This window comes from Nostoc sp. (assembly GCF_036917465.1).
GTDB lineage: Bacteria > Cyanobacteriota > Cyanobacteriia > Cyanobacteriales > Nostocaceae > Nostoc.
In genome coordinates, this window is the sequence record NZ_JBALDL010000083.1 from 1 (window position 1) to 15,691 (window position 15,691).

The 15,691-nt window shown below is 42.4% G+C and carries 6 protein-coding genes and 1 pseudogene; 6 read left to right on the top strand and 1 reads right to left on the bottom strand.

Features of this window, described 5'->3' with window-relative positions:
• Window positions 1–462 precede the first annotated feature (462 nt).
• The 6 genes and pseudogenes from V7K38_RS19650 to V7K38_RS19675 all read left to right on the top strand — a co-directional run.
• Window positions 463–726: pseudogene (locus V7K38_RS19650) on the top strand (IS701 family transposase); the annotation flags it as partial.
• 51 nt (window positions 727–777) lie between these two features.
• Window positions 778–7,266, top strand: a complete 6,489-nt coding sequence (locus tag V7K38_RS19655) for a non-ribosomal peptide synthetase (protein WP_334860073.1) — start codon at window positions 778–780, stop codon at window positions 7,264–7,266.
• Between the two features lie 306 nt (window positions 7,267–7,572).
• A complete protein-coding gene (locus tag V7K38_RS19660) occupies window positions 7,573–10,731 on the top strand; it encodes a type I polyketide synthase (RefSeq protein ID WP_334860074.1) in 3,159 nt (1,052 codons plus the stop codon).
• A gap of 3 nt (window positions 10,732–10,734) precedes the next feature.
• A complete protein-coding gene (locus V7K38_RS19665) occupies window positions 10,735–12,090 on the top strand; it encodes an aminotransferase class I/II-fold pyridoxal phosphate-dependent enzyme (protein WP_334860075.1) in 1,356 nt (451 codons plus the stop codon).
• A 332-nt stretch (window positions 12,091–12,422) separates the two neighbouring features.
• A complete protein-coding gene (locus V7K38_RS19670) occupies window positions 12,423–13,745 on the top strand; it encodes an MFS transporter (RefSeq protein WP_334860076.1) in 1,323 nt (440 codons plus the stop codon).
• A gap of 185 nt (window positions 13,746–13,930) precedes the next feature.
• Window positions 13,931–14,899, top strand: coding sequence for an SDR family oxidoreductase (locus V7K38_RS19675; protein ID WP_334860077.1), 969 nt, complete (start codon window positions 13,931–13,933; stop codon window positions 14,897–14,899).
• A gap of 297 nt (window positions 14,900–15,196) precedes the next feature.
• Here V7K38_RS19675 and V7K38_RS19680 read toward each other — a convergent pair whose 3' ends face one another.
• Complete coding sequence (locus tag V7K38_RS19680; protein WP_334860078.1) at window positions 15,197–15,418, bottom strand: hypothetical protein; 222 nt, start codon at window positions 15,416–15,418, stop codon at window positions 15,197–15,199.
• Window positions 15,419–15,691 lie beyond the last annotated feature (273 nt).

Sequence of the window (15,691 nt, forward strand, 5' to 3'; positions counted from 1 at the left end):
AGTGAGATAGAATTAGCAATTTTATGAACTTATGGAGAAATGTATGAATCTTGCATAAAAAGTGCGATAACGCCTGAATAAAGGTTAGTGAGATAGAATTAGCAATTTTATGAACTTATGGAGAAATGTATGAATCTTGCATAAAAAGTGCGATAACGCCTGAATAAAGGTTAGTGAGATAAAATTATAGAACTAGCCCTTTCAAGGTGTTCAATGAAAAGACGTTGTTTCAGTGCTATTATCCTGAGTTATCCGCTCATATTTTGGGCTTTTTGAAGGTTGAAATCATCAATCTTCGTTCCAAATTTTACCACCTTGAAAGGGCTAATTATAGAACTTACGCATTGACAAATTAGAGAATAAACGATGTAAGACAAATCAGGAAAAAACAGGTGAACGCTAATCAGTCTTGGACTGGAAAGACGGATAATTTACGTCCAGAGCGTATTTAGGGTTCAGACAATCAGAGCGACTACTAAGCCATCCACCGCCAAGTGTGACCTAAACACTTATACTTTGTTTCTACTGGCAGAATCAAAGTATCCTGGCTGCACACGTTTAGCAGAAATAATGGAAGATTTGTCTCGCAATAGTGTCAACAGATTTTTGCTACGTGAGCGGTATGAACCCCAGGATTGATTTAATGAAGTTAGTCCCTATATCAGCTTAATAGGTGGCACATTAAGTGGAGATGATACGGTAATCGACAAACCACATAGTGACCCTTAAATCCAGAGTCCACAGCAACTTTGTATTCAATTGTTAGAGCCATCCCCCATGATTATTACATCTGATAACTTGAACTTAGAATTTTCCCAAGATATCGCCACTCTAGTAAATCTTCTGCGCTACAGAGCTGTTGCTCAACCAAGTAAAGTAGCTTTTACCTTTCTAGAGGATGGAGAAATAGAAAAAGCAAGCCTGACTTATGAAGAATTAGATCGGCAGGCTAGAGCGATCGCAGTACAATTACAATCCCTTGGGGTTGCAGGCTCTCGTGCTTTGTTGCTCTACCCACCAGGACTAGAATTTATTACCGCCTTTTTTGGATGTTTGTATTCTAAAACGGTGGCTGTTCCCGCTTATCCGCCACGGCGCAATCAGAATCTATCAAGATTGCAAGCGATCATATCAGATGCGAAGGCAAAGGTAGCACTGACCACAACCTCAGTGTTGACTAACTTCCAAGGTCGGTTGGCTGAAAATCCAGAATTGGCATCTCTGCAATGGTTGGCTACTGATCATGTCAACAGTGAATTGGCATCAAACTGGCAAAAACCAGAAGTGAATGGCGACACTTTAGCTTTTCTCCAGTACACTTCTGGATCTACGGGTATACCGAAAGGTGTGATGCTAACTCATGGGAATTTGCTACACAATGAAGAAATGATCCGCAGGTCATTCCAACATACAGAAGAAACTTTATTTGTTGGTTGGCTGCCTCTATTCCATGACATGGGATTAATTGGTAATGTGCTACAACCTCTGTATTTGGGGATACCAAGCATTCTCATGTCACCTGTAGAATTTATCCAGCAACCTTTCCGTTGGCTCAAAGCAATTTCTCACTACAAAGCAACTACCAGTGGCGGGCCTAATTTTGCTTATGACTTGTGTGTTCAGAAGATTACGCCAGAACAGAGGGAAAGTCTAGATTTAAGCAGTTGGATTTTAGCTTTCAATGGTGCTGAATGCATTCGTGCGGAAACACTAGATCAATTTGCAGCCACTTTCGCACCTTGCGGTTTCCGTCGGGAAGCATTTTACCCCTGTTATGGAATGGCTGAAAGCACTTTATTTGTCTCTGGGGGCGAGAAAAAATCACCACCTGTAGTTTTTCAGTCCGAGGCGGCGGCCCTTGAGCAAAATCTGGTTGTAGACGGTGAGGAACACAACTCTAAGAAAGTTGTCGGTTGCGGTCATGCTTGGCTAGATGGAAAAATCGTCATCGCTAACCCCCAATCTTTACGAGAATGCTCATCTGATGAAGTGGGAGAAATTTGGGTGTCAGGTGCAAACATTGCTCAGGGTTATTGGAACCGACCTACTGAAACAGAAAAAACTTTCAATGCTTTCCTGACAGACAGTGGTAAGGGTCCATTTCTCCGCACGGGAGACTTGGGATTTATACAAGATGGTGAATTGTTCGTTACGGGTCGCCTCAAGGATGTAATTATCATCCGAGGTCGCAACCATTACCCTCAAGATATTGAATTAACTGTAGAACAAAGCCATCCGGCACTCAACCCAGGTTGTGGTGCGGCCTTTGCAGTGGAAATCAACGGTGAAGAACGCCTGGTTCTGGTTCAGGAAGTTGAGCGTAGTTATCTACGAAAATTCGATGTGAATCAGGTAGCCGCAGACATCCGTACAGCAGTGGCGCAACAGCACGAATTACAAGTTTATGGCGTAGTACTGTTAAAAACTGGGAATCTCCCGAAGACTTCGAGTGGTAAGATTCAACGTCATGCCTGCCGTAGTGGTTTTATTGCAGGTAATCTAGCTGTTGTGGGTTCGAGTATCCTAGAGCAGACGGATAATTCAATTGCAGACACTAACACAACTCCAGAGATATCATCAATTTCATTGCCGACAACACAATCGTCACTAGAATTAACATTGCGCGACCAAATTGCCCAAATTTTGAGGATTGCTGCATCTCAACTCCAATTGGAACAGCCTCTTCATACCTTGGGTATTGATTCCCTACAAGCGATCGCTATTAAAAACGAAATCGAATCTAACTTTGGTCTTGTTTTACCGATAGAAGTGTTCTTAGAAGATATTAGCATTTCTCAACTAGCTGTCCGTATTCGCTCTCAAGACAGATTACCTTCTCAAAGCGTCTCAGCTAAATTACAATCTGCGGTTCCAAACCAAACCAAACCGCGAGTAGAAGAAAGTTCCGCCATAACCCACAATCCAGTTATTGAAGAAAATTTGCAATTTAGCTTGTTTTACTTCTCAAGTAACGAAGCTGAATTTACAAACAACAAATATAAACTTTTAATAGAAGGAGCAAAGTTTGCAGACCAAAATGATTTTACTGCGGTTTGGATACCAGAACGACATTTTCACACCTTTGGCGGACTCTACCCTAATCCTTCTGTATTAGCTGCTGCTTTGGCAATGGTAACTGAGCGGGTTCGGATTCGTGCTGGTAGTGTTGTCTTACCTCTGCAAAACCCGATCCGAGTCGCTGAAGAATGGTCTGTTGTCGATAATTTATCCCAAGGAAGAGTAGACCTGGGCTTTACTAGAGGTTGGAACCCAAATGATTTTGTGCTTTCACCAAATACCTATGCCAATAGTACAGAAGTTTTGTACTCAAGCATTGAAAAAGTGCAAAAGCTCTGGCAAGGTAAGTCAATTTCGTTACAAAATGGTGTTGGTCAAGAAACGGAAATTCAAATTTATCCTTTACCCAAGCAGCAAGAGTTAGCCATTTGGTTAACTTGTAGTGGCAACAAAGAAAGATTTATTGAAGCCGGAGCCTCTGGACTTAACATTTTAACAGCCTTTCTCTTCCAATCCACTGAAGAATTAGCAGAAAAAATCGCCCTTTATCGACAGTCACGATCTGCAAATGGTCACGATCCAAATACGGGTCGTGTTACCTTGATGTTGCATACATTTATCGGCGATGATATCAACGATGTTCGTCAAAAGGTCAGAGAACCATTTATTGAATATCTGAGAACATCTGTTAATCTATGGGGGCAAGGAGCAAAAAGTCTAGATGATTTAAATGAGCAACAGCGCTCAGACTTATTAGCTTATGCATTCGAGCGTTACTTTCAAACTAATGCCCTATTTGGCACACCAGAGACCTGTTTGAAAATGGTTAATCGCCTTGAGGAAATTGGTGTTAATGAAATTGCCAATCTCATTGATTTCGGCATTGATGGCGATTCAGTAATAGCTGGTCTTGATTCTCTGAAAAAACTCAAGCAACTTACTAATCAAGTCGAAATTACAGATGCAGCTACCGCAAAGATTTTCCCTCTTTCTCGCAATCAGCAAGCACTATGGTTTTTGCACAAACTTGCACCAAAAAGCCCAGCTTACAACACTGCGTTGACAATCCGAATCTGCGGTAATTTAGATAAGCAAGTTTGGCAAAATGCTCTACAAACACTGGTAGATCGCCATCCAATTTTGCGAGCAACTTTTACAGAACACGAAAGTGAGTTTGTGCAAGAAATTCGCTTATCTCCAGAAATATCTTGTGCAGAAATTAATGCTAGAGATTGGACTGAAGAAAGACTGAAAGAGGAAGTAATTGCAGCATATAAACTTCCCTTCGATTTGCAGCAAGATTCAGTATTAAGGGCAAGTTTGTTTACTCGTTCTGAGCAGGAGCATGTTTTCTTGTTAGTAATACATCATATAGCTCGTGATGGATGGTCAGTATTAATTCTGCTTGATGAGTTACAAAAGCTGTACTCGGCTGCGAAAGCAGGTACAAAAGCTTACTTACCCCCAATCAAATATCACTACAGCGATTATGTACAATGGCAAACGCAAATGTTGTCAGGTGCAGTTGGAGAGCGTCTATGGCACTATTGGCAAGAGAAACTTTCTGGTAATTTGCCTGTTCTAGAGTTACCTAGCGATCGCCCGCGCCCACTAGTACAAACATATCGGGGAGCTTCCCATGTCTTTCATCTGAGTGAAGAAATGGCTGTGCGCCTCAAGGGGATGGCAAAAGCCGAGAAAGCTACACTGTTTACACTTTTGTTAGCAACCTTTCAGGTACTTCTGCATCGCTACACAGGCGCGGAAGATATTCTTGTGGGTTCCCCCTTTGCAGGTAGACAGCAAACTAAATTTGCTCGGACGGTTGGTCATTTTGTTAACTCTATAGTTTTAAGAGCAAATCTTGCTGGTAATCCCACCTTCAAAGCGTTTTTGGCTCAAGTCAGACAAACAGTGTGGGAAGCGATCGCTCATCAAGATTATCCTTTTACGCTATTGGTCGAACGCTTGCAACCAAACCGGGATCTCAGCCACACTCCTTTGTTTCAGGTAAGCTTTGTATTTCTACAACAAATCGAGCGATTTGGCAAGACTTTAGAGTTTTTCCTGCCTGAAGAAACAGAGGTGGAAATTGATTGTGACGATTTGCAGTTGAAACCTTTTGTGATTTCTCAAGAAGAAGGACAATTTGATTTAACCTTGGAAGTGATACAAGCAAGTGAATCGCTGTTTGCTGCCTTTAAGTACAACACTGATTTGTTTGATGCTAATACTATCGAGCGCATGGCGGGGCATTTCCAGACAATGCTTGAGGGGATTCTTGCTCAACCAGAGCAGCTTATTTCCCAATTACCTCTGCTGACAAAAGCTGAACAACAGCAATTGCTGGTGGAATGTAATCATACTCAAACAGAGTATCCCCAAGACCAGTGTATTCATCAGTTATTTGAAGAACAGGTAGAGCGCACACCAGATGCAGTGGCTGTGGTATTTGATTCACAACAACTCACCTATCGGCAATTAAACGAGCGTGCGAATCAATTAGCAAACTACCTGCGGACTCTGGGTGTGAAACCGGAAGTATTAGTAGGCATCTGTGTGGAACGCTCCTTAGAGATGGTGGTGGGACTATTAGGAATTCTTAAGGCGGGTGCAGCTTATGTACCTCTAGACCCAAATTATCCTGATGAACGTCTGAGTTTCATGCTATTGGATGCTCAAGTGTCAGTACTGTTGACGCAACAGCAGCTTGTAGGAGATTTACCCAACCATGAAGCGGTTGTGGTTTGCTTAGATACTGACTGGCATCATATCGCCAAGCATTGCGAGAAAAACCCGATCGCTGACGTGATATCTGACAACCTGGCTTACACCATCTATACTTCTGGGTCTACAGGCCAGCCCAAGGGTGTACAAATTTTACATAGCGCTGTGGTCAATTTCTTGTCTACTATGCGCCAACAGCCAGGAATGACGGCAGATGATGTACTTCTGGGAGTAACGACTTTTACCTTTGACATTGCTGTCTTAGAAATTTTCCTGCCAATGATTGTGGGTGCCCGCTTGGTAATAGCAAAGCGTGAAGTCACCGTTGATGGTAAACAGTTGTTAGACTTGCTGGTTAACTCTGGTGCCACAGTTATGCAAGCTACCCCAGCTACTTGGCGATTACTGCTAGAAGCTGGATGGCAAAATTCCCATAAATTAAAAATACTTTGTGGGGGTGAAGCTTTACCCAAGAAGTTAGCTAATCAATTACAAGCCAGGAGTACTTCACTTTGGAATGTTTATGGCCCAACAGAAACAACTATCTGGTCACTAATTTCTCAAGTCGAGTCTGAGGAAGGATTAATTTCCATCGGTCGTCCTATTGCTAATACTGAAGTTTATATCTTAGACCGCCATCTGCAACCAGTCCCAATCGGTGTACCTGGGGAATTGCATATCGGTGGCGCAGGTTTAGCGCGAGGCTACCTTAACCGTCCTGAGTTGACAGAAGACAAATTTATCCCCAATCCCTTTAGCCACCAAAAAGGCGCACGGCTTTATAAAACTGGGGACTTAGCCCGCTATCTGAGCGATCGCAGTATTGAGTGCCTGGGACGTATAGATTTTCAAGTAAAAATGCGTGGTTTCCGCATTGAGTTAGGAGAGATAGAGGCTGTACTCAGCCAAGACCCAGGTGTACTCCAGACGGTAGTTATTGCCCGCGAAGACGTTCCTGGAGATCAGCGCTTAGTTGCCTATGTGGTGACAAATCAGGAACTAGCACCAACAACTACTGATTTGCGTCGTGTCCTGAAGGAAAAACTGCCTGATTATATGGTTCCTTCGGCTTTCGTAATGCTAGAAGCCTTGCCACTAACACCTAATGGCAAAGTAGACCGCCGTGCTTTACCATCTCCTCAAAGTTTGCGTCCAGAAATGGTAGCTAATTATGAAATGCCTCAAACCGAAACTGAAGTCTTGATTGCAATTATCTGGCAAGAAATACTTCAACTAGAAAAGCTGGGCATTCATGACAATTTCTTCGATTTAGGCGGTCATTCATTACTCATGGTGCAGATTCATCACAAACTGCAAAAGATTTTTTCCCAAGAGTTATCGATGGTTGAAATATTTAAATACCCGACTATCCACTCTTTGGCTAAACGCTTAACCCAGAATTTCAGTAAAAAATCTGTTTCTTTACCAAGCTACGAACAATCTAATAATCGTCATGTTCGCAGAACTTCTATGAATCAACAAAGGCAGTTAAGGTCTCAAAATAACTCATTGATCAAATAGGGATACGACAGAAGGCAATAGGAAAGAAGGCTCTTCAAGTTGTATCTAGCTTTGCAAAAATCAAAAAGAATTCCTATAGCAATCCTATGTTAGTTGTGAAAACTACCTTTTCAGGAACCACTAAGTACGCCAAAAGAATAAAGAGGGTATTTCATTAATAATTGAGGATTGCTATAACTTTCTCGTTACTATCTGCATGGTGCAGTCGCTACAACGTAGGGAAATTCCTAAAACTGTTAGGTCTTTCGGTGAACCTTAAAATTCTTTATTCGTGCAAAAAATCTAATCAATACTAAGGATATTTATATGACAGCAGTTGATGTATTTGATAGCAATAATAAGAATGGTTTAGAAATAGCCATCATTGGTATGTCTTGTCGTTTCCCTGGGGCAAAAAATATTGATGAATTTTGGGATAACCTAAAAGACGGTGTAGAGTCGATTTCATTTTTCTCTGATGAGGAGCTACTATCTGTAGGCATAGATCCAACTTTGTTAAGTAAGCCTAATTACGTGAAAGCTAATGCTATTTTGTCAGATGTCGAGAACTTTGATGCTACATTTTTCGGCATTTCTCCCAAAGAAGCGACGATGATAGACCCACAACAACGCCTATTTTTAGAGTGTGCTTGGGAGTCTCTTGAAAGTGCTGGTTACAACCCAGAAACTAACAACACTTCCATTGGTGTTTATGCTGGGGTAGGGATGAATACTTACCTGTTGAAAAATCTGTATCCGAGCTTAGACAACTTAGATTTATCAATCAGTAATTATCAACTGATGATTGCTAATGATAAGGATTTTCTACCAACGCGAGTCTCTTATAAATTAAATCTCCAGGGGCCAAGTGTCAGTGTGCAAACTGCTTGTTCTACTTCTTTAGTTGCTATCCACATGGCTTGTCAGAGTTTGCTAAACGGCGAATGTAATATGGCTATAGCCGGTGGTGCTTCTATACGTGTTCCTGAGAAGACTGGTTATTTGTATCATGAGGGAATGATTTTTTCTCCTGATGGACACTGTCGAGCTTTTGATGCCCAAGCTCAAGGAACAGTCGGTGGTAATGGTGTGGGAATTGTCGTGTTGAAGCGACTGGAAGATGCGATCGCCGATCGAGATTGCATCCATGCAGTGATTAAAGGTTCAGCTATCAACAATGACGGTTCTCTCAAAATTGGTTACACGGCTCCGAGTGTAGATGGTCAAGCAGCAGTCATTTCCGAAGCCCAAGCAGTAGCCGATATTGTCACGGAAACTATCACTTATGTAGAAGCTCACGGCACCGGCACAAATCTAGGCGACCTGATTGAAATGGAAGCTCTGACAAAAGCTTTTGGTGCTAGTACCCAAAAGAAAGGCTTTTGTGCTATTGGTTCTGTGAAAACCAATATTGGACATTTAGATGCGGCATCTGGTGTGGCTGGTCTAATCAAGACTGTCCTATCCCTGAAACACAAGTTGCTACCACCCAGCCTGCATTTTGAACAACCTAATCCTCAAATTGATTTCGCTAACAGTCCATTTTATGTTAATGCTACCCTCTCAGAATGGGAAACAGCCGATACTCCTCGCCGGGCTGGGGTCAGTTCTTTTGGTATCGGTGGCACTAATGCCCATTTGATTGTAGAAGAAGCCCCTGTTTTAGTTCCAGAAGTATCTGAGGTTGACCGTAGCTGGCAGATGTTAACTTTGTCGGCTAAAACTGAGAAAGCTTTGGGGGAACTAGCACAAAGTTATGCAGATTTCTTAGCGGTTCATCCAGAAACACCTTTGGCAGATATTTGCTTTACTGCTAACGCCGGGCGATCGCATTTTGAACACCGTCTTGCTATCTGTACTCAATCTCATGCAGAGTTGCAAACAGCACTCAATGATTTTATTGCTTGCAGAGATAATCCTTTAGTTTTATCTAGTCAAAGGAACACTAAAAAACACCCAAAGATAGCCTTTCTATTCACTGGACAAGGCTCTCAGTATTTGGATATGGGTCGTCAATTATACGAAACCCAGCCTATCTTCCGGCAAACCCTCGACCGTTGCGATGAAATTCTGCGTCCCTACCTAGAGAAACCATTGCTACAAGTCCTTTATCCAGAAGAGGTGAAGTCTTCACCCCTAGACCAAACCGCATACACCCAACCTGCCTTATTTGCTCTCGAATATGCCCTATCGCAGCTTTGGAAATCTTGGGGAGTTGAACCAACTGCCGTGATGGGTCATAGTCTTGGTGAATATGTAGCGGCTTGTGTGGCAGGAGTCTTTAGCTTGGAGGATGGACTAAAGCTGGTTGCTGAACGGGCCTGCCTGATGCAGAACCTACCGCAAACCGGAGAGATGGTGGCAGTGTTTGCCTCAAAGACAATAATTCAGACAATTACGGCAATCGATGAGGAAAAAGTCAGCTTTGCTGCCTGCAATGGACTACAAAATACAGTAATTTCTGGAGAACAACAGACTATTTGGGAAATTTGTATTGCCTTAGAAGCCGCAGGGATTAGAACTAAAAAATTACAAACCTCCCACGCCTTCCATTCACCCCTGATGGAGCCAATTTTGGAAGAGTTTAGTCGGATTGCTGCGATTGTTACATATTGTGCGCCAGAAATTGACATCATCTCTAATGCGACTGGAGAACGACTAACGGCTGAAGCGATCGCTCCTGAATACTGGTGTCGTCATTTACGGGAGGAAGTACAATTTGCCCAAAGTATGGAAACACTACATAAGTATGATTATGACGTGTTTGTGGAGATGGGGCCAAAACCAATATTGTTAGGCATGGCACGTCAGTGTCTGCCAGAGGTAAAGGCAACTTGGCTTCCTAGCTTGCGTCAAGGACAAGAGGATTGGCGAGTTTTACTTCAAAGTTTAGCAGACCTTTATGTTCGGGGGATATCAGTTAACTGGTCTGGTTTTGACCAAGATTATGTACGACAACGGGTAAATTTACCAACTTATCCTTGGCAACGTCAACGCTATTGGGTGGAAACAGTACAAGTTGACCGCAAGCAAACAAAATTGCCAATCAGCAATGATAGTTTAATTGTTCCTACAGTTACGCCTGATGATAATAGCGATCGCTGTCAATCATTGCGTTCTTATTTGTTGGCAGAAATAGCAAAAGCCTTACAAATTCCTGTTGCCAAAATGGACGTGCAGCAATCTTTAAGTAGCTTGGGTATGGATTCCTTAATGGGTTTGGAATTAAAAGACCGCATTCAAGCTGAATTAGAGCTAGAAATTTCCATTACTCAGTTTTTTACCGCCCCAAGCATTGACCAGTTAATTACCCAACTATTATCCGATCTTGACTTGGCAGATACAGAGACAAAAGAAAGTCTCGTTATTAATCAAAATGAAATGTTGGCAGAAGCAGACAATTGGTTAATAGAAAATCTCTTGTCTAATCTCGATGATTTCTCAGACTCAGAAATCGATTCTTTACTTCAAGAAGCATTAAATTAAACTATGAGCAAGCAAATGACAGACCTAACTACAAAAATATCAACTTTGTCCGCAGAAGAAAAGCGCAGTCTTTTGAAACAACTCATTCAAAAAAAGACAAGTGCAGTAGAAATATCTACTAATGATCGCGATAATGATGATATTCCCCTGGCATATTATGATTTTTCCCATTCTCCCCAGTACCGCAACTTAGAACAAATGATTGCTGGTATCACAACTAAAGGTGGAGTTGCTGACCCTTATTTCAAAGTTAGTGAAGGGGTAAATAGGAATACTGTAGTCATAAATGGCCGGGAAGTTATTAATTATTCCAGTTACAATTATCTGGGATTTGCCCAAGATCCAGATGTATGTTTAGCAACAAAGGAAGCTATTGAGCGCTACGGCACATCTGTATCAGCTAGCCGCCTGCTATCAGGTGAAATTCCAATCCACCGCGAGTTAGAACAAGAAATTGCATCTTTAATAGGTGTAGAGGATGCGATCGTTTTTACAGCAGGTCATGCCACTAATGAAAGCACAATTGGTCATCTTTTTGACAAAAATGACCTGATCCTCCATGACGAGTTAATTCACAACAGTATCATCCAAGGATGCTTGTTATCTGGTTCTACCCGCATCAGCTTTCCCCATAACGATTGGCAGACTGTAGATCAGATACTTACCGAACAGCGCCGTCGTTACAAACGGATATTGATTATCATCGAAGGTGTTTACAGCATGGATGGCGATATCCCCGATTTGCCCAAGTTTATCGAAATTAAGAAGCGTCATAAAGGCTTTTTAATGGTAGACGAAGCCCATTCTATGGGTGTGATTGGCGATCGCGGTCGCGGTATCGCTGAGTATTATAGCGAGCGCATTAATCCTACTGACGTAGATTTGTGGATGGGGACAATTAGCAAATCATTCGCTAGCTGTGGAGGCTACATAGCAGGTTGTCAAGCTGTAGTCAAATATCTCAAATACACTGCTCCCGCTTTTGTTTATAGTGCTGGGATGTCGCCAGGAAACACAGCAGCAGCACTAGCTTCCATACGCAAGCTAAAAGCAGAACCAGAACGAGTACAATCTCTTCATGAACGAGCTAAATTGTTTTTACAATTGGCAAGCGAGCGCGGGTTGAATACTGGTATGAGTAAGCACTCTGCGGTGATTCCTGTCATTGTGGGTAATTCTGTTCGTTGTATTCAACTCTCCCAAGCCGTGTTTAACCGGGGAATTAATGTAATGCCTCAAATCTATCCAGCCGTAGAAGACAAAGCCGCTCGTCTGCGATTTTTTATCAACTTCAATCATACACCTGAGCAAATTCATTTCACTGTTAACGCTGTTGCGGAGGAATTAGCTCAAATTTAGTAGTTTGTCATCCAATTTTAGATTTTAGATTGGATTTTATAGATAAATCCTGCGGATAGTCACATTTGAATTAAAAGTTTGTAGTAAGCATTTTAGTGCTTAGAAAATAAGTCCTAAAGTCATTACTACAAACTGACTCATATCAATTAGCTGAATGACTTTAGGACTTACCCAAGAAATCTTTGAAACTTTTCTTTGTTTGTGTCCTTCGCGCCTTTGCGGTTAGTTTTGTCATGATTTAAACCATAGAGGCACAGAGAACACAGAGTAAAAAGAGTTCCCTACCTCCACAAATATGACTGCTATAGATATTGCAATTATAAAAAAAAGACATGGGCAAATCTATCATCATTGATAAATTAGAGGTATTTATTATTACGTGGTTTGGGCAACTCATCTCGCTCATTGGCTCAGGACTGACTGGCTTCGCTCTCGGTTTGTGGGTTTACCAAAAAACAGGCTCTATCACTCAGTTTGCGCTCATTTCTTTGTTTACTACCTTGCCTGGAATTGTACTATCACCTCTTACTGGTGCGCTTGTAGATCGATGGGAGCGACGCGCAACCATGTTACTCTGTAACACTGTGGCAGGTCTAACTACCCTAGTTCTTGTATTACTACTTTTAATTAATCAACTTCAGGTTTGGCATATTGATACTGGCATGTCTGTCATCTCAGTTTGCACCGCCTTTCAGTTTCCGGCTTATTCCGCAACCATCACATTACTTATCTCTAAAAAGCACCTTGGTCGCGCCAGTGGGATGACAAACATTGGGGAAGGATCTGCAAGGCTTTTCGCCCCAGCCTTGGCAGGGATAATGGTGATGACAATTGGAGTTAAGGGCGTGCTTTTGATTGACTTCGCCAGTTATCTTTTCGCCATAGTTACCCTCTTGATTGTCCAGTTCCCCAAACCCGAAAAAACTACCACAGGCAATCAAGCAAAAGGTTCGCTCTTAAAAGAAGCGGTTTATGGCTGGACTTACATTATCAAACGTCCAGGTTTATTGGGGCTGCTATTGTTTTTCGCTGGGAGCAATTTTGGATTGGGAATTGCCAGCGTCTTAATTACACCTATGCTTCTAGCTTTTACTTCACCCGCAATTCTTGGCAAGGTGATGTCTATTGCAGGTAGTGGTATGTTAGCAGGTGGTATTGTTATGAGCGTTTGGGGAGGCCCAAAGCCTCGCGTGTATGGTGTGTTCGGTTTCGGTTTACTGCAAGCAATTTGCTTACTCCTTATTGGACTGCACCCCTCCGTACTACTAATTACAGTAGCAGCCTTTGGGGTTTTCTTCTGCGTGCCATTTATGGATGGTTGCAATCAAGCTATCTGGCAGACCAAAGTCCCCCCAGATGTGCAAGGACGAGTCTTTGGAGTACGGCTGATGATTGCCTGGTCTTCCTTTCCACTCGCCTATCTCCTAGCTGGGCCTTTAGCTGATTATGTATTCGAGCCACTTTTGGCTAATGGTGGTCTACTGGCTAGTAGTGTGGGTCAAATTATCGGCGTTGGAGCAGGGCGAGGCATTGGACTGTTATTTATGGTTCTAGGAACACTTAATTTTGGCGTAGCAATTTTTAGTTATCTATACCAACCTTTGCGAATGATAGAGAAAGAAAATATTGGTCCCATTTATCTGCTACAGGAATAACATGGCAAGCAATTCAGTAGTGGGAAGCAGTACCCCATAGTTAAAACTAGGAAATTGAAACATTGTTATAAAAACATCAGTTAAATTATTGAGGTTTTCCATTATCGATATTCTGCCCTAGCGTAGCTGAAAATTTAAAGTTTTGTATTCAATATTCAACCAACATTTATGTATAAAGCCAAATCATGAACAAAACAGACGAACTCCATGTAATTTTTGGTACTGGGCCCCTCGGAAAAGCCGTCATGCGCGAACTACTGGCACGCAACAAGCGGGTGCGGATGGTCAATCGCAGGGGCAAAGCAGAAGTACCTCCTAATGTTGACATCATCGCCTGCGATGCTTACGATCCTGAAAATACACGTGTAGTTACTGCTGAGGCGACAGTTGTTTATCAATGTGCACAGCCAGCCTATACTCAATGGCCAAAGTTTTTTCCATCCTTGCAGGCAAGTATTGTAAAAGGCGTGGCTGCCAATGGCGCGAAGCTAGTTGTGGGAGATAATCTTTATATGTATGGCCCTGTCAATGATGTGCTGCGGGAAAATCTGCCGAATGCCGCAACCACACGCAAAGGCAGTGTCCGTACTCAAATGGCAGAGGCACTTTTGAATGCACACCAACGTGGTATTCTACGAGTTGCTATTGGTCGAGCATCGGACTTCTATGGGCCGGAAGTGCTTAATTCTGTAATGGGAGATCGCGTTTTTCCTGCCGTACTGACTGGAAAGACTGCATCAGCACTGGGTGAAATTGATCTCCCTCATTCGTATACCTTTATCGATGACTTTGGCAAAGCATTGGTGATGTTAGGCGAGCAAGATGATGCCTTTGGTCAAATTTGGCATATCCCCAATGCTGACACTATCACTACTCGTCAGTTTATCACTATAGCTTTTGAGGAAGCTGGAAAGCCACCGAAAATAAGCAAGATGGGTAAGTTCATGATGCGACTGGGTGGTATTTTTATCCCAAAAGCTCGTGAAACTGTCGAAATGATGTATGAGTTTGATAAGCCATTTGTTGTAAATCATGATAAGTATGTCCAAGCTTTTGGCAACCATGCTACCCCTTTACGTGAGGCTATTCGGCGCACCTTGGTATGGTATGGCGAACATCTCAAAACTTTAAGACCATCAGAACTTACGCATTGACAGGAAGTTGACCATGTGTATGCTTTGAATCATAATGGGGCAGATAGGCGTCACCGTGCCGAAACGGGTAATTTGTAAGCTAAGGCTGAAACCAAGATGGGGTAAGCTTTTCAAGAAGTGCTTTTTCCTATAAAATTCGTGAAAGACCTATGGTTAGGCTGCTAGTTTCGATCTAGTTTGAACGAAAAATCGTCGTTTCAGGCACTTGAAAATTCCTTAGCGTACAAAAAACCTTTTTTGGCACGGTGATGCCTAATCCCGGTTTGAGGAGGGTCAGCAGATTAAACAGTTCAATACTTAGTCGCCATAGAGTTCCGAGTCGAAGTTGGCAGCTAGGGAGCCTTTCGATACTGCACCGATAAAGTTTGCCAGGGGGTCGCTACTGTCAGTAGGTGAGTAAGAGAAGGGTGATTTCTGGGTAAGTGCAAGCTGTTGAACATACCGCAACACATCTTCTTGGTGCTGCTCTGGCAGTTGTTCAATCGCTTCAAAAATGGCTTGTTTGGTTGTCATAGTCATGACTTAATATTGCTTGATTCTATAAAGTCTACTGCTGAAATTACCGTCTTAGCTAGAACTTCTCTTCTTCTGATACACTTCAATAAACTGGAAACTAAAACCGAGCCGGTTGACCAAATGTCAACGTATCTTCTAGGAACTCAAGCCAGTGTCAACTTCTGACAAACAATGCCGCATTATTGGTATCCCCTCAATAATTCGGGGTAGGCGGTTATTCAGGTATCAAAGACCAAGCAAAAGGATGGGAAGAAGACTTTAGCCGAATAACGCTTC

What these genes read in the sequence shown, in the direction of transcription:
- V7K38_RS19675 (WP_334860077.1), top strand. Translation starts at nt 13,931, where the DNA reads ATGAACAAAACAGACGAACTCCATGTAATTTTTGGTACTGGGCCCCTC.
- V7K38_RS19665 (WP_334860075.1), top strand. Translation starts at nt 10,735, where the DNA reads ATGAGCAAGCAAATGACAGACCTAACTACAAAAATATCAACTTTGTCC.
- V7K38_RS19670 (WP_334860076.1), top strand. Translation starts at nt 12,423, where the DNA reads ATGGGCAAATCTATCATCATTGATAAATTAGAGGTATTTATTATTACG.
- V7K38_RS19680 (WP_334860078.1), bottom strand. Translation starts at nt 15,418, where the DNA reads ATGACTATGACAACCAAACAAGCCATTTTTGAAGCGATTGAACAACTG.
- V7K38_RS19660 (WP_334860074.1), top strand. Translation starts at nt 7,573, where the DNA reads ATGACAGCAGTTGATGTATTTGATAGCAATAATAAGAATGGTTTAGAA.
- V7K38_RS19655 (WP_334860073.1), top strand. Translation starts at nt 778, where the DNA reads ATGATTATTACATCTGATAACTTGAACTTAGAATTTTCCCAAGATATC.